This is a genomic window from Psychroserpens burtonensis DSM 12212 (genome assembly GCF_000425305.1).
Classification (GTDB): domain Bacteria; phylum Bacteroidota; class Bacteroidia; order Flavobacteriales; family Flavobacteriaceae; genus Psychroserpens; species Psychroserpens burtonensis.
The window spans coordinates 45,742-65,857 of the sequence record NZ_AUDE01000021.1 but is presented as its reverse complement, the minus strand read 5'-3'; the positions used below and the strand labels follow the sequence as shown (position 1 = coordinate 65,857).

14 protein-coding genes and 1 pseudogene are annotated in these 20,116 nt (G+C 32.8%); 7 read left to right on the top strand and 8 right to left on the bottom strand.

Going from position 1 to position 20,116, the window contains the following annotated elements:
• Positions 1 to 10: 10 nt before the first annotated feature.
• Entirely contained in the window at positions 11 to 1,354 is a 1,344-nt protein-coding gene (locus H593_RS0110160; RefSeq protein WP_028872352.1) for a deoxyguanosinetriphosphate triphosphohydrolase, read from the bottom strand.
• Positions 1,355 to 1,554: 200 nt separating this feature from the next.
• Here H593_RS0110160 and H593_RS0110155 point away from each other — a divergent pair, with 200 nt between their 5' ends.
• A complete protein-coding gene (locus H593_RS0110155; RefSeq protein ID WP_028872351.1) occupies positions 1,555 to 2,826 on the top strand; it encodes an autotransporter outer membrane beta-barrel domain-containing protein in 1,272 nt (423 codons plus the stop codon).
• Between the two features lie 112 nt (positions 2,827 to 2,938).
• Complete coding sequence (locus H593_RS0110150) at positions 2,939 to 5,776, top strand: TonB-dependent receptor (RefSeq protein WP_028872350.1); 2,838 nt, start codon at positions 2,939 to 2,941, stop codon at positions 5,774 to 5,776.
• A gap of 78 nt (positions 5,777 to 5,854) precedes the next feature.
• On the opposite strand, the gene H593_RS0110145 is transcribed toward H593_RS0110150, so the two are convergent.
• Entirely contained in the window at positions 5,855 to 6,211 is a 357-nt protein-coding gene (locus tag H593_RS0110145; protein ID WP_028872349.1) for a toxin-antitoxin system YwqK family antitoxin, read from the bottom strand.
• 287 nt (positions 6,212 to 6,498) lie between these two features.
• Here H593_RS0110145 and H593_RS0110140 point away from each other — a divergent pair, with 287 nt between their 5' ends.
• On the top strand, positions 6,499 to 8,784 hold the full coding sequence (locus H593_RS0110140) for an inorganic phosphate transporter (protein ID WP_037052021.1): 2,286 nt from the start codon (positions 6,499 to 6,501) through the stop codon (positions 8,782 to 8,784).
• A 48-nt stretch (positions 8,785 to 8,832) separates the two neighbouring features.
• On the opposite strand, the gene H593_RS18925 is transcribed toward H593_RS0110140, so the two are convergent.
• Positions 8,833 to 9,339, bottom strand: coding sequence for an RDD family protein (locus H593_RS18925; RefSeq protein ID WP_051229695.1), 507 nt, complete (start codon positions 9,337 to 9,339; stop codon positions 8,833 to 8,835).
• A 163-nt stretch (positions 9,340 to 9,502) separates the two neighbouring features.
• On the opposite strand from H593_RS18925, the pseudogene H593_RS18920 reads away from it, so the two are divergent.
• Positions 9,503 to 10,141 (top strand): annotated as a pseudogene (locus tag H593_RS18920) (DUF6503 family protein).
• A gap of 3 nt (positions 10,142 to 10,144) precedes the next feature.
• Here H593_RS18920 and H593_RS0110125 read toward each other — a convergent pair.
• A complete protein-coding gene (locus H593_RS0110125) occupies positions 10,145 to 10,930 on the bottom strand; it encodes a hypothetical protein (protein ID WP_028872347.1) in 786 nt (261 codons plus the stop codon).
• A 61-nt stretch (positions 10,931 to 10,991) separates the two neighbouring features.
• Here H593_RS0110125 and H593_RS0110120 point away from each other — a divergent pair, with 61 nt between their 5' ends.
• Positions 10,992 to 11,654 carry an outer membrane beta-barrel protein gene (locus tag H593_RS0110120; protein WP_028872346.1) on the top strand — a complete coding sequence of 221 codons (663 nt, stop codon included), beginning with the start codon at positions 10,992 to 10,994 and terminating at the stop codon, positions 11,652 to 11,654.
• Between the two features lie 43 nt (positions 11,655 to 11,697).
• On the opposite strand, the gene H593_RS0110115 is transcribed toward H593_RS0110120, so the two are convergent.
• The 3 genes from H593_RS0110115 to H593_RS0110105 form a co-directional block, all read right to left on the bottom strand.
• Positions 11,698 to 12,207: an RDD family protein gene (locus H593_RS0110115; RefSeq protein WP_028872345.1), complete on the bottom strand. Its 510-nt coding sequence runs from the start codon at positions 12,205 to 12,207 to the stop codon at positions 11,698 to 11,700.
• Positions 12,208 to 12,298: 91 nt separating this feature from the next.
• Positions 12,299 to 14,782 carry a ribonucleoside-diphosphate reductase subunit alpha gene (locus H593_RS0110110; RefSeq protein ID WP_028872344.1) on the bottom strand — a complete coding sequence of 828 codons (2,484 nt, stop codon included), beginning with the start codon at positions 14,780 to 14,782 and terminating at the stop codon, positions 12,299 to 12,301.
• A gap of 210 nt (positions 14,783 to 14,992) precedes the next feature.
• Positions 14,993 to 15,982, bottom strand: coding sequence for a ribonucleotide-diphosphate reductase subunit beta (locus tag H593_RS0110105; RefSeq protein ID WP_028872343.1), 990 nt, complete (start codon positions 15,980 to 15,982; stop codon positions 14,993 to 14,995).
• 669 nt (positions 15,983 to 16,651) lie between these two features.
• Here H593_RS0110105 and H593_RS0110100 point away from each other — a divergent pair.
• On the top strand, positions 16,652 to 17,386 hold the full coding sequence (locus H593_RS0110100) for a LytR/AlgR family response regulator transcription factor (protein ID WP_028872342.1): 735 nt from the start codon (positions 16,652 to 16,654) through the stop codon (positions 17,384 to 17,386).
• A gap of 1 nt (position 17,387) precedes the next feature.
• The gene (locus tag H593_RS0110095; RefSeq protein WP_028872341.1) at positions 17,388 to 19,361 is read left to right on the top strand and encodes a tetratricopeptide repeat-containing sensor histidine kinase; all 1,974 of its coding nucleotides are present in this window, start codon (positions 17,388 to 17,390) and stop codon (positions 19,359 to 19,361) included.
• 35 nt (positions 19,362 to 19,396) lie between these two features.
• On the opposite strand, the gene H593_RS0110090 is transcribed toward H593_RS0110095, so the two are convergent.
• Positions 19,397 to 19,936, bottom strand: a complete 540-nt coding sequence (locus tag H593_RS0110090; protein WP_028872340.1) for a DUF4412 domain-containing protein — start codon at positions 19,934 to 19,936, stop codon at positions 19,397 to 19,399.
• Positions 19,937 to 20,116 lie beyond the last annotated feature (180 nt).

The following is a 20,116-nucleotide window of genomic DNA, read 5'->3' as shown; positions in this document are numbered from 1 at the left end:
TCATTTTTTTTTATAAATGGTTCCCTTTCAACTTTTGGTAAGTCAGCATGGCATTACTGTCAGACATTTTAGAAACATAAAAACAGACAGATAGCAGACTGTCGTAAATAGTGTCTTTTTGTAAGTCAATGAAAGGTTCTAAAACTTTCAAAATTAATACATCAAAATTTGATAACTCACCGTTTAGGTTATTTGAAACCGCTTTTGTAAAGATATTTAAAAGTTCATTAATAACCTTATAACCGACAATTTCTTTATCAATTACGTCTCTAGACTGGTAGATATTTGATATACTTAATTTGATAATATCATTTATTTGAGCTTCATAAGCGCTACAATCTATTATAGATTTTGAAAATTCACCTTTAAGAATAGCCTCTTCATTATTCATAAAGATCTCTACAGCTTCACTTATTAAAGTGTTTATTGCTAAAGAGCGTAAATAGCTAAGCCTATCTTGTGTGCTTTGCAAAGCATTATATGTTTTTGTTTGAATGGAATCTCGAACTAAGTTTATGAGATATTCTAAAGCATATTCTTCCTGTATAAGCCCTAAGTTAATTCCGTCTTCAAAGTCAATTATAGTATAACAAATATCATCTGCTGCCTCTACAAGATAAACGAGAGGATGCCTGCAATAACTTACATCCTCTTCACCACCTCTCTTCACTAACCCTAATTCTTGTGCGATGTCTTTAAAGGTTTCTTTTTCGTTCTGAAAAAAGCCATACTTTTTATCTGCGATATGTGTTGTAGGTTTCTTCGGAAGCGATTCTTTAGGATATTTAGTGAATGCTCCAAGAGTTGCGTAACTTAGTCTTAAACCGCCTAAACGCCCTTTGCGACTTTCGGTTAGGATTTTTAGTCCGTTAGCATTGCCTTCGAAATCACATAAATCTTGATATTGTTTTTTTGTGAGTTGATCTTCAAAAAAACGGCCACTGCCAGATTTAAAGAATTCTCCTATAGCTTTTTCTCCAGAATGTCCAAAAGGTGGGTTTCCTATATCGTGTGCTAAAGCGGCAGCAGCGACAATAGCTCCAAAATCGTTCATTTGATAGCCGTGAACATCCCTCAAATGTGGATGTTTTTCTAATAGTTTTTGACCTACTTTTCTACCTAATGAACGACCAACGACACTCACTTCTAGACTGTGTGTTAAGCGTGTATGGACAAAATCGGTTTTAGATAATGGTACGACCTGAGTTTTATCTTGAAGACTTCTAAATTCCGAAGAAAAAATAATGCGGTCATAATCTACTTCAAAACCTAACCGCGTTTCGTCTTGTTCTTTTCGTAAGCGCTTATGAGTATCTCCAACCCGCTTTAAGGATAGTAATTGTTCCCAATTCATAACTGATGTTTAGCTATGGCAAGATATAGTTTTTCAATGTTAATTTAATGGTTCGATATTATAAAAATATTGAAATCACATAACATTCAATTAACAGTTTTATGATTTAGGTTTAATACCTAATTAACCTTGACTTTACACAATGTACTTTTCTTTGCATCATTATTAAAACCAAACAAAAACTATTAAAAAAAAATATCATGAAAAAATTAGTACTATCTGCTTTAATCGCTTCTTCTCTAGTATTCACTGGATGTTTTAAGGATGACGATACTCCTATTATTTTAGAGGAGATTACTATCATCAATAATAATGGTGGTGAACAAGGTGAAGCTTGTCCTATAGTAGCTGTAACTGGTGCTATTTTAGAAAATACGACTTGGACAAACGATAATGTGTATCAATTAAACCAAAAGGTTGTTGTTGATAATGGAGCTACGTTAACAATTGAAGCGGGAACTATAATTAAAGGGTCTCCGGGAACGGGTTCTTTAGCGTCTGCATTAATCATTGCTAAAGGTTCAAAAATAAATGCTGTTGGTACATCTACTGCTCCAATTATATTTACATCTATTACAGATAATATTACTTGTGGACAAACTGCTGGTTCTAATTTAGATGAAAATGATAGAGGGCTTTGGGGAGGATTAATTGTGTTGGGTAATGCACCATGTTCTTTTTCTGGTGATATTGTTGAAAACCAAATAGAAGGAATTCCCGCAGATGATACTTTTGGTTTATATGGAGGAACAGATGTTGCTGATAACTCAGGAGTGATGTCCTATATATCTATACGTCATGGTGGCGCGTTGATTGGAGAAGGGAACGAAATAAATGGTTTAACTCTTGGAGGTGTTGGTTCAGGCACAATCATTAGTAATATTGAGATTGTCGCAAACGTTGATGACGGATTTGAATTTTTTGGTGGGACAGTTAACGCTTCCAATCTATTGGTTTGGTCACAAGGTGATGATGCTCTAGATATAGACCAGGCTTACTCTGGTACAATCAGTAATGCAGTTGTGGTTCTAGGAAATATCTCTGATCACGCATTTGAAGTTGATGGACCAGAAGGTACAGGTTCTGGGCTATTTACAATACAAAACGTTACAATTATTGGTAACGCTGATACTGAAAATGGGGAATATGCAGATTATAGAAGTAATGCTGCTGGTACAACAAATAACATCTATGCTTATGGATTTAAAGCATCTTCTGATGTGGAATTAGACAATGATGGAGTGGCTTCAAATTACAACAGTGGTGATTTGACATTTGGGACATGGGAAATTGTATTACCAACAGGTGTTACAGATGTCACCAATATTTTTGTTAATAAAGCAGAGACGGTTACAGTTACTGGATTTGGTTCTACTGCATCTGCAGTAGTACAAGGAGAAAATACAGTTGGCGCTACAACTTCTGAGTTCGCTTGGACGTATTCTAATACTGCAGGTGGATTAGGTTTTTAATTAGAAAACTCTAAATCATTAGTATCGTATTTGAAGTCAACAAAACTCTAAAATAAAAAAGCTACTACTCATTAATACAAAGTTGGGTAGTAGTTTATATAATTATTAAATTATGAAAAATAAAATATACTCGCTCTTCATGTTTTTCTTTATTTGCCTAGGCTTTGCCAATGCACAAACGGGAACAGTAGCAGGTAACCTTATTGATGGTGAGTTCGTAGAACCACTTGCTTTTGGTAATATTTTAGTAAAGGGTACTACTACTGGTACAACGTCTGATTTTGACGGTAAGTACGAATTAGAATTAGAGCCAGGTACTTACACAATAATATTTTCATTTGTTGGATATAATACCCAAGAAATTAGCGGAATTGTTATTTCGGCTGGTAATGTGACTAATTTGGATGTGACTTTAGAAACTAATTCTCTTGACACAATTATTCTTACGACAAGTGTAAAACGAAACACAGAAAATTCAGTTTTGAATTTACAAAGAAAGTCGGTGACTTTACTTGATGGTTTGTCTGCTGAAGCAATTAAAAGTAGTGGAGCAGGTAATGTAGCATCAGCGATAAAAAGTGTTCCTGGTGTCTCTATTCAAGGTGGAAAATATGTTTATGTTCGTGGTTTAGGTGATCGTTACACAAAGTCAATTCTTAATGGTATTGATATTCCTGGATTGGATCCTGATAGAAATACAATTCAAATGGATTTATTTCCAACGAGCATCTTAGACAATGTAATTATTATAAAGTCAGCAGCAGCAGAGTATCCAGCAGATTTCACAGGTGGTATTGTTGATATTGTGACTAAAGACTTTCCTACAAGAGCAGAATATTCACTATCAATGGGTACGAGTTATAATCCAGACATGCACTTAAATGATAGTTATTTAACCTCACAAGGGAGTGATACTGATTTTTTAGGATATGATGATGGGACAAGAAACTTACCAATCAATAGATATCAACCAATTCCTTCTACTAGTGAAAATAGACTCTTGTTATCAACACTTACAAACCGATTTCAAAAAGAACTTGCTGCAAAACAACAAATGAGCGGTATGGATTTTGATTTGGGATTTACATTAGGTAACCAATATGATATTGGAGATGACAAAATAGGATATCAAACATCCTTTTCATACAAGAATACAACGATTTTTTATGAGAATCGTGTGGATGGTGCCTATATTAAAGATCCGCAGGATACTTCAAAAAATGAATTACTTGCAGCATTAGATTCGAGAGGTTCTGAAGGTATAAACAACGTTATTCTTAATGGAATGGCTGGTCTTACTTATAAAACGAATAAGTCTAAGTTTAAGGTCAACTTACTTCACATTCAAAATGGAGAATCTGGAGCTGGTTTTTTTGATCAAATCATCTCTCAAGATGGGACTGGTGGCGCTTTAGAGCCATTGACTAAAAACGCTATCACTTATACCGAGAGATCCATAACTAATTTACTTCTAACAGGAAAACATAGGTTGAATAGTTCAGAGGATAATGCGTTTAATTTTGAATGGAAGTTGTCACCAACCTTTTCAAAAGTAATGGATAAAGGTCATAGAATTACGCCCTTACAACAATCTGATAGTGGTAATTCTTTCTTGTCACCTTCGGCATCAACGTTTCCAATACAATTATGGAGAAACCTTCTAGAAGAATCTTGGGCAGGGAAAGTAGACTTTGATAAAACTATCAATCTATTTAATAGACCAGCAAAAATTAAATTTGGTGGTGCTTATACTTATAAATTTAGAGATTTTAGTATTGATGATTACACCTTTAATATTAGAGGAAACCAATCATTTATTGCAGATGGTAATGTTGACGACTTATTAGCAACAGAAAACGTTTGGAATCCAATAAGCGACAGTGGAACGTATTTAATAAATATCGATACGTTCAATCCTATTGATGCTTATGAAGGTGAGCAACACATTGGAGCAAATTATTTCTCACTAGAATTTAATGTTGGTGAAAAAATAAAAACTGTCTTGGGACTAAGAACAGAGTTTTTTAAATCATACTACACAGGCACTAGAGATAATAATAACATCTTTTTTGACAGAGATTTAATCTTAGATGAATTTGATTTTTTTCCGTCTGCTAACGTGATATATTCTGTAAATGATGACACTAATTTAAGAGCTTCTTATTCAAGAACTACTGCAAGACCGTCATTTAAAGAGGCCTCTGTTTCACAAATTTTTGACCCTATTACGAACAGGTTATTTATTGGTAACATTGACTTGGTGCCAACATATATTAATAATTTTGATTTGAGATATGAATATTTTGGAGACAATGGTCAAATGTTTGCAATCAGTGGATTTTATAAAGGGTTTAGAGACGCCATAGAGCAACAATTCTTCATTAACGCACCAACTCAACTTACAGTAGGTAATTTAGGAGATGCCAATGTAATTGGAGCAGAGTTTGAATTACGTCATCGTTTAGGATTTATCGCAGAAAGCTTAAATGACCTTAAATTTAATCTTAATTTTTCTATTATCCAGTCTCAATTAACCATGTCTGACGATGAGTTTGAAGGAAGACAGGCGAGTGCAAGAGATGGTGAAACTATTGATAGAAAAAGACAATTACAAGGTCAAGCCCCTTTCTTAGTTAATTTTGGTCTAGATTATAATAATGATGACTTAGGGTTGCAAACAGGCTTATTCTATAATGTACAAGGAAAAACTTTAGAAGTAGTCGGTATTAGAGAGGTTCCAGATGTCTACACCATACCATTTAACAGTTTGAACTTCACGTTTAATAAGACTTTCGGGGAGGACGAAAATTCTTCAATTAATTTAAAAATCACAAATATTTTGGATAGCTCTAGACTAAGCGAGTACGAATCTTTTAGAGCTCAAAACCAAATTTTCACATTGAGAGACCCTGGAACAACATTTTCTTTAGGGTACTCTTATAAATTCTAAACATAGTTTTGAATTAGTCAAAAAAAAATCCCAGCCTTAAGGTTGGGATTTTTTGATATATGATCGTTTTTTTAATTACTAATTACTAATTGCTAATTGAACTTTATCTGTCCATTCGCTAACGCTAGCTATTCTAGAATCTATGTAATCTACTTCCTTTAGTTTATTATTGGACCAAAATAACCACTTACCAGCTTTATTCCCGTTTACATAGTTGCCAACGGTCACTTTATTACCTTCAGCAGTATAACTTGTCCAAACACCATGAAGTTCACCTTCTTTATTAAAAGCACCTTGTTGTGCTACAGCACCATTATCGTGATAATAAGTCGCAACTGTCAAGTCACCATCTTTATTTAAATCTACTTTTGACTTTTCTTGAGCAAATGTTAGCGCTACACTTAACATTACTATAACTGCGAATATTTTTTTCATCTTTTAATTTGGGTTAATGATTACATAACAAATATACAGTATAATTTACAAAGAACAAACATTTAGGTAACATTAAATTAACATTGTAAGCGTAAGTATTTGATTTATAGAATTTTAAAAAACATATAGTTAATTGATTTTTTTAGAATTGGTGCAGGTGAACAAGTGCTTTACATGGTTTAAATGGTTGTTTTATCACAATAATTAAAAAGAACATAACATTTAGATAACATTGAGTTCGAATTAAAATATCAAATTTGTAGCCACTAATTGTTTTAAATTCCTCTATGGATAACCTATATATCTACATGCTTATTGCACTTGCGTTTTTAGCAGTCGCAGATCTTGTAGTTGGTGTTAGTAATGACGCTGTTAATTTTCTAAATTCTGCAATAGGTTCTAAAGCAGTCTCTTTCAAAACCATTATTATAGTTGCTAGTTTAGGTGTTGCTCTTGGAGCCATGTCCTCAAGTGGTATGATGGAAGTCGCCAGGAAAGGTATATTTAATCCAGGTGAATTTATGTTTGATGAGATCATGATTATTTTCATGGCTGTTATGATTACAGATATCTTACTGCTGGACTTTTTTAATACCTTAGGATTACCAACATCAACGACAGTTTCAATTGTATTTGAACTTCTTGGAGCTTCAGTTTGTATTGCTATTTTAAAAATATATGCTGACGATAATCAAAGTCTTTTAGATTTAGGTCAATACATAAATAACGAAAAAGCCATAGAAATTATTTTAGGAATATTATTATCTGTAGTCGTAGCATTTACAGTTGGAGCGCTAATTCAATTTGTGTCGCGATTACTTCTAAGTTTCAAATTTCAGGAGAAGCCTTCCTGGTATGGCGCACTCTTTAGCGGGTTCGCTGTGACTTCAATTTTATATTTTATTTTAATAAAAGGTGTAAAAAACGCATCATTTATGAGTGCGGAGATTAAGGAGTTTGTTGCTACTAGTCCTTTGGAGCTTATAGGAGTTAGTTTTGTAATATTTACACTGCTTTCGTTCGTGATCATAAGGTTCACCAAAAATAATATTTATACGATTATCATTGTTATAGGGACCTTTGCTTTGGCTGTGGCCTTTGCTGGCAATGATTTGGTTAATTTTATTGGTGTGCCAATTGCAGCTTATAATGCATTTACAGATTGGGTTGCTAGTGGGCAATTAGCCACAGAATTTCGTATGACAAGTTTAGCAGAAGCGGTACAAACACAACCTTATTTATTACTCATTGCAGGTCTTATAATGGTAATGACTTTATGGTTTTCAAGTAAAGCTAAAGCGGTCGTTAAAACATCTGTTGATTTATCAAGACAAGACAACGTAAAAGAGCGTTTTGAACCTAATTTTTTATCAAGAGGTATTGTGCGTGTAAGTATGCTTGCTTCGGAAGGCTTTAATCAATTACTACCAAAAAAGTCTAAAGATTACATAGAAAGCCAGTTTGAGAAACCGATTGTAGTTGGGTCTAAAAATGAAGATTTACCTGCGTTTGATTTAGTTCGAGCGGCTGTTAATTTGATGGTTGCAAGTGTGTTGATATCTATAGCAACGTCTATGAAACTACCATTATCTACCACTTATGTGACATTTATGGTGGCAATGGGAACCTCTTTGGCAGATAGAGCATGGGGAAGTGAAAGTGCGGTATATAGAGTCGCTGGCGTTTTGAATGTGATTGGAGGATGGTTTTTTACAGCATTTAGTGCTTTTGTAGCAGCTGCGATTATGGCTCTCGTTTTATTCTACGGAAGAGGCTACGCACTTACTGGTCTTTTAGTGTTAGCTGCTGTATTATTAATAAAGAATTACTTAAGTCATCGTAAAAGTTCTAAAGAACAAAAAGAAGTGGATACACTTCAAAAAGCAGAAAGCAGTTCTACCCAAGGTGTTATCGTTGAAAGTGCAAGTAATATTTCTAACGTTGTAAAACGCGGAAATAAAATTTATACGAGTGCTATTAATGGTTTAGCAACTCAAAATCTAAAACTGCTTAAAAAGAATAAGAAAAACATTAATAAGCTATCTTCAGAAATTGATGATTTACGAGATAATATTTTCTACTTTATTAAAAATCTTGAAGAACCAAGTGTATCTGCAAGTAATTTCTATATCAATATTTTAGGATATTTACAGGATATGGCTCAGTCTTTAGACTATATATCTAATGTGAGTTACAAGCACATTAATAATAACCACAAGAAATTAAAGTTTAGTCAAATTAAAGAACTTAAAGAGATTGATGAGGCTATGGAGATTATGTTTGCGAACATTAAGGCAGCATTTGATAACAATTCATTTGAAGATATTGGTATTATTCTTAAAGAGAAGGGCGATATTATGAGCATGGTAACTGAAAAAATACATAAGCAAGTTGAGCGCACACGAACAGATGAATCTAGTCCAAAGAACACGACACTCTATTTTAGTTTATTACTAGAAACTAAAGATTTATTAAAAGCAACTATGAGTCTTTTAGAAGAGTATCATGATGCCCATGATAGTAAGATAGAGCCTGCTAGACTTCCAGGATTAAGTCCTGAAGAAGAAGAATAAAAAAAGACCATCTATTAGATGGTCTTTTTTTTGTAGCGTTACCCAGTTTTATTCACCAATTCTTCCAATTTCATCTAAACCTTCAAATGTGGCTTTTTGAGATTCAAATTTTGCGTTATCTACAACGTAAGTTTTTGAGATAGAATCGTGCCAACCCTTGCCGACATCGCCTAGAAAAGAAAACTGTTCGAAAGGAATAATGCGACATAGCGTACGCACTAAAATTTCATTAAATGTTGGTTTTGAGCCATCGTAGAGGACGACTTTTGTATTTGTAATATACTTTCCTAAAGAGCGTGCCGTAAGTGTTTCAATGATGAGATAGTATACAATCAAAATGACTGCTCCAAAAATATAGTCAGATAATCGACCTTCTGTCTCTACGACTAGATCATAAAGTCCATAGCTTCCTGTTAGTTCTGATACCACTCCAATAACCATGCCTATGGCAACTCCAAGGATAATTTGCACTATATAATCGATTATAAAATTTGCGAATCTCATGCCTTTGGTTGCTAAGATATCTGTCGTGACTGTATATTTAATTGGGTTCATAGGTTGGTTTTGGTTAATGAATCTCAAATATAATACTCTTAGTTTAATCTTAAATAGTTTAACTTAGTATGATAAATTTTATAGAATGAAATATTTTTTCTTATTCATTGTGACCGTATTTGCTAGTCAGTTACTATCTGCTTAAGAATTAACTGGAAAAGAACTGTTAGAAAAAGCGATTAATTATCACGATCCAGATCATAATTGGTCAACGTTTAAGGGCGAATTATTTGTCACTATGGAAACTCCAAACAACGCAAGTCGTGAGAGTAAAATTATCATTAATTTACCTTCAGAATATTTTTATATCCAGACCAAACGAGATACAGTCACTACAGAATATACCCTATAAAAAACGTAATATTCCATCAAATTAAATGGTTCAGCAGATATTTCCGAAGTAAACATTAAAACCTATAACTTGAGTTGTGACAGAGCCACGTTGTATAAAAATTACTATACCTATCTCTACGGATTACCAATTAAATTGAAAGATGAAGGTGCGAACATTAATGATACGATTGAGCGTAAAACCTTTATGGGAAAAGAATATCTCGTTTTAAGTTTTAGCTATGATAAAAGTATAGGGAGTGATAATTGGTATTTTGATGCAAAGACCTGTGCTATGGAAATCTATCAATTTTTTAAAACAGATGAGAATGGTAGGTCAAAATCCGATAGTGGAGAATATATCCTTCTAACCGCAACAGAAACTATAAATGCCATTAAAATGCCTAAAAACAGAGCCTGGTATTATAATAAAGACGATGAGTATTTAGGTACAGATGTTTTAAAAAAGTAAGATTTAAGGGTTATAAGTGAACTTTCCTGTTAGCTCATAGTCATCACTTACGGTAACACCACAAAATATAAAGGTGATATTATCTGAACCATCATTCTCTACATAAACTTTTTGTTCTGCCTGTGCATATCCTCCGCCTAAACTCCCAGATCCAAAATCTGTAATAGATACAACTATTTCGCCATTTGATTTTGTTGATTGATTATCATACTCAAAAACTGTAGTGTACTCACCCGTTAAAGGGAAATTTCCATCTATTTCATTAAATCGTAGTTTCATTCGTAATGCAGACGTCCAAGTATTGGTTTCAAATTGGACATTGCCATCATTAAATCCAGACGGGTTTTCATAATCAACCGTATCAATTATAATGTTGCTTTGACCTAGATCTATATAATTGTCTATAGTTGGTTCGCAAGCAGGCTCGCTCGTAGTTGTAAACTCAAAGATTTGACCATAAGCTACACCAATCTCGTTGATTCCGTAAGAGGCACAATAATATGTTGTGTTGGCATTGAAATCAGTATAATTAGTGCTAAAAAAACCTATACGTTCACCTTCAATACGTTTTGTATCGTTAATGTTAGGAGGGAATGTTTCACTCCAAACGATACCATATTCTGTAATATTGCTTCCGCCTTCTCCTAATACTTTTCCACTTAAATTAGCAGTATTCGTTAAAATACTTTCTGGCGCGTAAGTAATCATATAAGGAGCAGTCGAGCTTATATTCTCAATTTCACAGCCAAAGACCAAAAAACATAAGGAGATAAACAATAATTTTTTCATTGTATAATATTTCTGACAAATATAGTAATTATATATATTTGCTAAAACTCAAACTCAACTAATGAAATATTATTTCACGATTTTACTCTTTTTGTCTTCATGGTTAGCTTTAGCTCAATACGATGGCAAATTTGGACTTACTTTAGGGGCTACAAATTATATCACAGATACTAATTTATTATCTTCAAAATCTGGTACTGGTTTTACAATTGGAGCTATGAGTGTTTCAGAGTTTAATGAAAATTTCACATTTGTTTTAGAGTTCAACTTTAATTATCATAATGTAAAATTTGTTGGTAGAGAGAATGAGCTTGCAGAGCCTGAGGATTTAAAATTCAATTTGCAGGAGTTTAGTATACCTATGACTTTCAATTATTTCTTTTATGAGGTCAATTATTTCAAATTTGGATTTAATGCGGGAGCCTCTTTGAATTTTATCCATGAATTCAATTTGAATGATGAGTCTAAAGAGACTTATGTTTTAGATCCATTATACGCATCACCTAATGATTTGGCATTCGACTCAGCTAATGAAGAGGTTTCTTTTAATGTATTTGCAGCGGTAGGGCTTTGCGTGCAGTATGATGAGATTATAATGGCTAATCTTAAATATTATCATGGTCTTACAGACCCGTATAGACAAGCTCCTATAGTTGGTTTAAGAGATGAAATTGAAGGACAAGATTCTTATTTTACATTTGGATTGACTTACTTCTTTTTGTAATTCTAAATATGGTATTGATAATAAAGTAATGAAACGAACATGTTTAAGCGTCTTCACCTATTTGCCCTATTTGTTCTAATTCAATTATGGCGTTCTTTTTCTCATTAAATTTATCTGCTTTTACAACATAACAATTTGCAATAGAGTCATGCCAACCTCTTCCATTTGTGCCTAAAAAAGAAAGCGCATCAAAGGGAATCCATCTACTAAAGCTTCTTTGAACTAATTGTTTTGTTGTTGGTTCTCTCCCATCAATAGATATTACCATGGTATTTGTTGCATATTTTCCTAGTGTTTTGGAGGTGTATTTTTCCATTAAGAAGTAATACATAAACATGAATAGGTAACTTATAATTAAGTCTTCTATTTCAGACATATTATTCCAGTAATCATTTAGCTGGTAATTACCAGTGAACTCTCCCAGATAGAAAAAGCCATAAGATAAAGCATACATAAATCCGTATTGCGGAATTGAATCTATAATATGGTGAAGAAAGCGTTGCCCTTTGCTAGCTAAGAGATCTTGAGTGATCTTAAATGTGTCTTCGTCCATGGTTAGAGAATAGTTTGGAATACTTAAACATAAAAAAAGCATCTCGATATATAATTATCGAAATGCTTTTTCTTAATTAATAAAAAGGTTTTTAAGACCCACACATCAAGCAATCATCACCTTCAGCCTCTTTAGCTTGCGTAATTAATGCTTTCATTTCTTCTGCAGTCATTGGTTCTGTTTCAACTTTTTTCGCAATTTTATTTGCAAATTTAGCAGCAGTATCTGCAGCTTTTTGTTGCTGTTGTTCAGCAGCATCTACTTCTACAGCAGCAACTACAGGTTCTGCAATAGGCTCAGCTTTTACTTCTCTAGTTACAGTGATTTTCTTAGCATCAACGGCACTCTTAGTACGTAAGTAGTACATTCCTGTTTTTAATCCGCTCTTCCAAGCATAGAAATGCATTGACGTCAACTTAGCCATTGTAGCACCTTCTAGGAACAAGTTTAAGGATTGTGACTGATCTATAAAGTAGCCTCTTTGACGAGACATGTCTATAATATCTTTCATGCTAAGCTCCCAAACTGTTTTGTACAACTCCTTAATATCTTGAGGAATATTAGCTACACCTTGTATAGAACCATTAGCACGCATGATCTCATTTTTAAGTTCATCATTCCATAAACCAAGTTCAACTAAGTCTTCTAATAAATGCTTATTCACAACAATAAACTCACCAGACAATACACGTCGCGTATAAATATTAGATGTATAAGGCTCAAAGCATTCATTGTTACCAAGAATTTGCGACGTTGATGCAGTAGGCATAGGCGCAACTAATAATGAGTTACGAACACCATGTTTAGAAACTTCTTTTCTTAATTTATCCCAATCCCAACGGCCACTTAAGGTGTCCTCTTGGATATTCCATAAGTTGTGTTGAAATTGACCTTTGCTTATTGGGGAGCCTTCATAAGACTCATAAGGGCCGTCAGCTTTCGCTTCTTCCATACTTGCAGTGACTGCAGCATAGTACAACGTTTCAAAAATTTCTTGATTTAAGGTTTTAGCTTCGTCGCTAGTAAAAGGCATACGTAGTTTAATAAAGGTATCTGCCAAACCTTGAACACCTAAACCAATTGGTCTGTGTTTTAAATTAGAATATTCAGCTTCAATTACAGGATAATAATTACGATCAATAACTCGGTTTAAGTTCTTAGTAACGCGCTTTGTAATTCTAAATAATTCCTTGTGATCAAACTCACCATTCTTTATGAACATAGGTAAGGCAATAGACGCTAAATTACAAACAGCAACCTCGTCTGGAGAGGTATACTCCATGATTTCTGTACATAGGTTAGACGAACGTATTGTTCCTAAATTTTTCTGATTAGACTTACGGTTTGCTGCATCTTTGTACAACATGTAAGGTGTGCCAGTTTCAATTTGAGATTCTAATATTTTTTCCCAAAGTTCACGTGCTTTTATAGTTTTGCGACCTTTTCCTTCCGTTTCATATTTTGCATAAAGTGCTTCAAATTCTTCAGAGTGCACATCACATAATCCAGGACATTCATTAGGACACATTAATGTCCATGGTCCATCTTCTTGTACACGTTTCATGAATAAATCTGGCATCCACATGGCGTAGAATAAATCACGAGCACGCATTTCTTCAGCACCATGGTTTTTCCTAAGATCTAAAAAACTCATAATGTCTGCATGCCAAGGCTCTATATACATGGCAAAACTTCCTTTACGTTTTCCGCCTCCTTGATCTACATAACGTGCCGTATCATTAAATACTTTAAGCATTGGTACAATACCATTACTTGTTCCGTTAGTTCCCGCGATGTAACTTCCTGTTGCTCTAACATTGTGAATAGATAATCCTATACCACCAGCAGATTGGGAAATTTTAGCAGTCTGTTTTAGCGTATCGTAAATACCGTCAATACTATCATCTTTCATTGTTAAAAGAAAACAAGATGACATTTGAGGCTTTGGTGTGCCTGAGTTAAATAGTGTAGGTGTAGCGTGTGTAAAGAATTTTTTAGACATGAGCTCGTATGTCTCAAGGGCAGACTCTAAATCATTAAGGTGAATACCAATAGATACTCTCATTAACATGTGTTGTGGTCGCTCAGCAATTTGACCGTTCAATTTTAAAAGGTATGAACGCTCTAAGGTTTTAAAGCCAAAGTAATCATAACTAAAATCACGGTTATAGATGATAGAAGAATCTAATTTATCTTTATTATCTATGATTACTTTATAAACCTCGTCACTTAAAAGTGGTGCTTTTTTACCATTTCTTGGGTTGACGTATGTGTATAAATCTGTCATGACCTCACTAAAGGTCTTTTTTGTGTTTTTATGCAAGTTAGAGACAGAAATACGCGCAGCTAAACGTGCGTAATCTGGATGAGCAGTCGTCATTGTTGCGGCTTGCTCAGCAGCTAAGTTGTCTAATTCACTCGTGGTTACACCATCGTATAAACCATCAATAACACGCATGGCTACTTTTATAGGATCAACAAGTTCATTAAGGCCATAACATAATTTACGAACTCTCGCTGTAATTTTGTCAAACATTATCGGCTCTTTTCGACCGTCTCTTTTTAGTACAAACATACGTTACACATTTTTTAGTTCTTTCTGAAGCTACCATTCAGAAAAAGGGTTAGTTAGTTATCATTAATCAGTAGGTGACTGATTAATAACGGATTAATTATTGGTATTTTTATATTGAAATTAAAACGGGTTGTCACTTTTACTTCGGAAATTTTAAAATTTCCGAAACTGTCAACCAGTTAAAAATATTATTGTCTTTATATATCAGTTCTAGAAATCGAAACTATCTGAACCAAAGTCATACTTATCTCCTTCTTCCTCTTTGTTAAGAACACCAGCTTTTTGGTATTCAGAAACACGTTTCTCGAAGAAATTAGTTTTTCCTTGTAAAGAAATCATATCCATGAAATCAAAAGGGTTAGCTGTATTGTAAACCTTTTCACATCCTAAATCTGCAAGCAAACCATCAGTTACAAACTCAAGATATTGCGACATTAACTTTGAATTCATGCCAATTAAACTTGCAGGAAGAGACTCTGTTATAAATTCTCTTTCAATGTTTAAAGCATCAATAAGAATTTCTTTGATACGCTCTTTAGGTACTTTGTTTACTAAATGGTTTTCGTGTAAGTGTACAGCAAAATCACAGTGCATACCTTCATCACGAGAAATCAACTCATTAGAAAATGTTAACCCTGGCATAAGACCACGTTTTTTTAACCAAAATATAGAACAAAAAGAACCAGAAAAGAAAATACCTTCAACCGCTGCGAAAGCGATCAAACGCTCAGCAAAACTTGGAGAATCAATCCACTTTAATGCCCAATCTGCTTTCTTTTTGATAGCAGGAAAGGTTTCAATCGCATTAAAAAGACCAGCCTTTTCTTTTTCGTCTTTTACATACGTATCAATTAAAAGTGAGTAGGTTTCACTATGTATGTTTTCCATCATAATTTGGAAACCATAGAAAAATTTAGCTTCACTATACTGAACTTCATTAACGAAGTTTTCAGCAAGATTTTCGTTAACAATACCATCACTCGCAGCAAAAAACGCTAGTACGTGTTTGATGAAATAACGCTCGTCATCTGTTAATTTATTTGTCCAATCGCTAATGTCTTGATGTAAATCAATTTCTTCTGCAGTCCAAATACTAGCTTCAGATTTCTTGTACCACTCCCATAAATCGTGGTGTTGGATAGGGAAAATTACGAAGCGATCTTTATTTTCTTGTAAAATTGGTTCTAGAACTTGAGACATATTAATTGGATTTTGTTTATTAAAAAAAAGGGTAAAACTTTTGGTGTGAATTTAGACTAACAAAGGTTCAAAAATGTAAGAGATATTTTTGTGTTTTTTACGAAAGCTTTTCAACAAGTTTTTAACAATGTGATATTCTCAAAAAAACATATGTTTTGTTAAAAATAATCATAACTAATTGATGTGTAGTAATTTAATGTGTTTTTGTTTAATCAGAATATGTAGGTATAATCTTATTAAAACAATAGTTACAAGTGATGTTTGCTAGGTATTTTAAATAAGAAAAACAAAACAGTTATTAAACAAGAAAAGAGAACTATAAAAAGTTCTCTTTTCTTGTTTAATAACTAACTAAACTAACTAAACTAACTAAAACTGTTTAAAAAAAGTCAGGTATTACCCTGACTTTTTAATGATTAATAGCATTTAATCAAAACGGTGAATCCCCACGATCACTCTATTTTTTTTCTATTAATTTCAATTCAAATATCAAAAACAAAATGTGCTTTAAAGTTTCAATTTGTGTGGTTGGTTAGGAAAAATGTATAAATGGTAGGGCTCTAAAATAGTTAAAAACATAACATACTTTTTCTCACAAATTATACATAAAATTGTGCTAACTATACATATTACCAATGAGACATAGTTTTATATTTTATATTTGGTATTATGATCAAAGCGGTAATAGTAGACGATGAACCAAAAGCGATACAAGGTCTGTCATGGGAACTCACAAATTTTAGTAATGATATTGAGATTATAGCAACGTTTTCAAATCCAGAAGACGCTATTAAATACTTGAATGTTAATACGCCAGATTGCTTGTTTCTTGATATTCAAATGCCAACTATGGATGGGTTTCAGTTTCTTGAAAAATTAACCAAAAAAGATTTCCCAGTGGTGATCACCACAGCTTATGATGAGTATGCAATCAAAGCCTTAAAGCATGAAGCTATTGATTATTTGCTTAAGCCAGTAGATTCTGATGATCTGATAGAGACCATTCAAAAAATAAAAAAGTATAATTCTAGATTGGATAATTCATCAAAAATTGAAGAGGTTTTACTAAGCTTCAATGAGAAATTTGATAAAAAGAAGATTACTATAAATACAGATGGTAAACTTATATTTTTAGATATTGATGATATTTTATTTGTGGAGTCAGATGGTAATTATAGCACTATTGTAACTAACAAACAGCAAAAAATAGTCATCACCAAAAAGTTAAAAGAAGTGGATGCCATTTTGCCAAGTCACTATTTTTTTAGAATTCACAACTCCTTTATTGTTAATTTGAATAAAATTAAAGAATTTATCAAAAGTGAAGGTTATGTGGTGATGGAATCCAATCACAAAATACCTGTAGCGAGACAACGAAAATCAGATTTTTTAGAAAAACTATAATTTGAATTACCTCAGATTACATTGTATTGAGACTCCTTCTAATGTGTTATTAGTAATATTTCTATGCTTTTTGAGTAGTATTCAATTATCGCAGGCACAAGAAAATACTTCAGCATTTGCTCAGGATATTACCAATTTAATAACATTAAAACCAAAGCCATTTGCAACGATAGATTCTATTTTTAGAAAGTATTCTAGAGATAGTACTAAGATGAATACGTTAATCAAGGCAACTAAAACCGTCAATTACATAGAAGGAGAGAATTACGGGCTTAACGCATTAGGTGCGATATATAGAAATATTTCCCACTATAAAAGGTCTATTGAAATTCATAAGGAAGCTAATGAACTTGCTAATAGTACTAATAATTTAGAATTTAAAATTATTAGTCTTAACAATATTGGTGTTGCTTATAGACGAATGGATCTCGTTAAGCCAGCGTTAGATTTTCATACAAAAGCACTTGATATTGCGCGATCTATTGAGAACCCTTCTAAAACCATATTCTATAATATAGCAGTATCTCAAAATAGTATTGGTAATATTTATCTCATATTAGAACAGTATGAATTAGCACTTAAGCAATTTGAAAAATCTTTAGCTATTGAAAAGGAAGCGTGTAATAGATTAGGACTGGCTATTAATTATCAAAATATTGGCTACGCTTATGAAGCTCAAGGTGATCTTGAGAACGCATTACTTAGTTATAAATTGTCATTAGACTTTAATAAACAAATCAATTCAAATTTAGGTCGCGTTATCTGTTATAATAGCATTGGTGAGGTCTATATAAAACAACAAAAATTTGTTGATGCTAAGAGGATTATCCAAAAGGCATTAGAAATGGCTTTGAAAATTAATGATCAATTTTATATCGCATCCTCCTACATTAATTTAGGTTGGGTTCAAAAAGAGATGGAATCGCTTACAGCTTCCGAAGAAAACCTAAAAAAAGGATTAGAGATTGCTAAGCAATATAACCTCAATCTTTCTATTGTAGAGGCTGATAAGCATCTTTCAGGATTGTATAGTAAAACTAAAGATTATCAGCTCGCATTGAAGCACTATATAGAGTCTGTTAAAGTTGAAAAAACTATTAATAACAACCGTAATCTACGTTATGTTAATGATGTCATTATTCAGTACGAAAACGAAGCTAAAAATGAAGAAATAAAAGAACTTGCTAGTGAGAATCAAATCGTAAAATCTAAATTAGAGCGCAATAAAAAAGCCTTTTGGTACTCTATTTTAGTCTTTGGAGTTCTAGTAGGTGTATTGGTTGCTTTGTACAGAAACAGACAGTTGAGTCAGGAAAAGCAGATTTTAACCATAGAGCAGGATATGTTACGCAGTCAAATGAATCCACATTTTATATTTAATTCTTTAAATTCTATAAAACTCTACATTATAAATAATGAGAAAGAAAATGCGGTTTATTATCTGAATAAATTTTCTAAACTCATTAGAAAAATTTTGGTGGCTTCTTCGGAAAAAGAAAACTCCTTGGAAGATGAGTTAGATACTATGAAGTTATATATGAATATTGAAAATATTAGATTTTCTGACGAAATTGATTTTCAAATTGATGTAGATGATACCATAAATACTGCAAGTATAAAAATACCATCACTAGTTTTGCAGCCTTTTTTAGAAAATGCCTTGTGGCACGGATTGTCTTCTAAGAAAGAGGATAAGAAAATTAGGTTACATGTCTATCGAACACAAGATAATTATGTAATCATTTCAATAGAAGATAACGGGATAGGAAGAGTCGAGTCCAATAAAATAAATAGAGATAAACTCATTCAACGAAAATCTGTTGGTATAGCGATTACAAAAGCACGACTAGCAAACTTTTCTAAAGGCTATACTAACGGTTATCAAATTGAAATTGAAGATTTATATGATGATTATCAAAACTCTACTGGAACCAAAGTTATTGTAAAAATACCAACGATCTCTAATGTTAAATAAATAGTTTAACCGCTAAAAGCTGACATCATAGAACCCTATAAAGAGGTGTCTATTGAAAAATCTATTTTATCTAAACCAATACAGTTCATGATCATGTTATTTTTTGACTTCTTTTTATCGATGTAAACCATTTCCATCATTAATCCATTTTCAGCATATTTTTTTATCCAATCTGAATTAAACCCTTTAGGGATGCTTTTTGAATTTGCTCCAAAAACCTGATTAAAACTTACAGGGACATCATCTGTTATATAGAATGTGATTTTTGTCTTATTGTTCTCACTCACGAAACCTTCACATTCATAGCCCATAATGGTTTTAGAGTCGACTTTTGTATATGTGTAATCAGATGAATCGTTATCACTATCAAAACCTGAAGCTTTAAGCTTTGTTTTTTGAACTACTTTTTTGTCCATCATTTCCATGAACATAGATGTTACTCCTTGATTTCCATCAATTACCATAAACATTTTTGTATCTGTGCTTTTAGTCATATCTGCTGTGTCGAAACCAAAATATTTTGCACTTTCCTTTAAAAAGTAAGTAAGATCTACATCTCCTCCTTTCTGTATCATCTTGAGTTTATAGGTGTAATCAAAGATCGTAAGTTGAGTGTAATTGTATTTTAGACACTTTTTGTGAATAAACAGTTTGAAAGATGAGTAAAAACAGGAAGATAAAACCGATTTTTTTTGAAATTTATAGATTAATAGTATTGAAAATTCAATTCACAAAACTAATTAACTGCTTCTATT

Coding starts and splice junctions, on each gene's coding strand:
- H593_RS0110120 (WP_028872346.1), top strand. CDS start 10,992: ATGAAATATTATTTCACGATTTTACTCTTTTTGTCTTCATGGTTAGCT.
- H593_RS0110100 (WP_028872342.1), top strand. CDS start 16,652: ATGATCAAAGCGGTAATAGTAGACGATGAACCAAAAGCGATACAAGGT.
- H593_RS0110115 (WP_028872345.1), bottom strand. CDS start 12,207: ATGGACGAAGACACATTTAAGATCACTCAAGATCTCTTAGCTAGCAAA.
- H593_RS0110105 (WP_028872343.1), bottom strand. CDS start 15,982: ATGTCTCAAGTTCTAGAACCAATTTTACAAGAAAATAAAGATCGCTTC.
- H593_RS0110160 (WP_028872352.1), bottom strand. CDS start 1,354: ATGAATTGGGAACAATTACTATCCTTAAAGCGGGTTGGAGATACTCAT.
- H593_RS0110140 (WP_037052021.1), top strand. CDS start 6,499: ATGGATAACCTATATATCTACATGCTTATTGCACTTGCGTTTTTAGCA.
- H593_RS0110155 (WP_028872351.1), top strand. CDS start 1,555: ATGAAAAAATTAGTACTATCTGCTTTAATCGCTTCTTCTCTAGTATTC.
- H593_RS18925 (WP_051229695.1), bottom strand. CDS start 9,339: ATGAACCCAATTAAATATACAGTCACGACAGATATCTTAGCAACCAAA.
- H593_RS0110150 (WP_028872350.1), top strand. CDS start 2,939: ATGAAAAATAAAATATACTCGCTCTTCATGTTTTTCTTTATTTGCCTA.
- H593_RS0110145 (WP_028872349.1), bottom strand. CDS start 6,211: ATGAAAAAAATATTCGCAGTTATAGTAATGTTAAGTGTAGCGCTAACA.
- H593_RS0110125 (WP_028872347.1), bottom strand. CDS start 10,930: ATGAAAAAATTATTGTTTATCTCCTTATGTTTTTTGGTCTTTGGCTGT.
- H593_RS0110110 (WP_028872344.1), bottom strand. CDS start 14,782: ATGTTTGTACTAAAAAGAGACGGTCGAAAAGAGCCGATAATGTTTGAC.
- H593_RS0110090 (WP_028872340.1), bottom strand. CDS start 19,936: ATGATACAGAAAGGAGGAGATGTAGATCTTACTTACTTTTTAAAGGAA.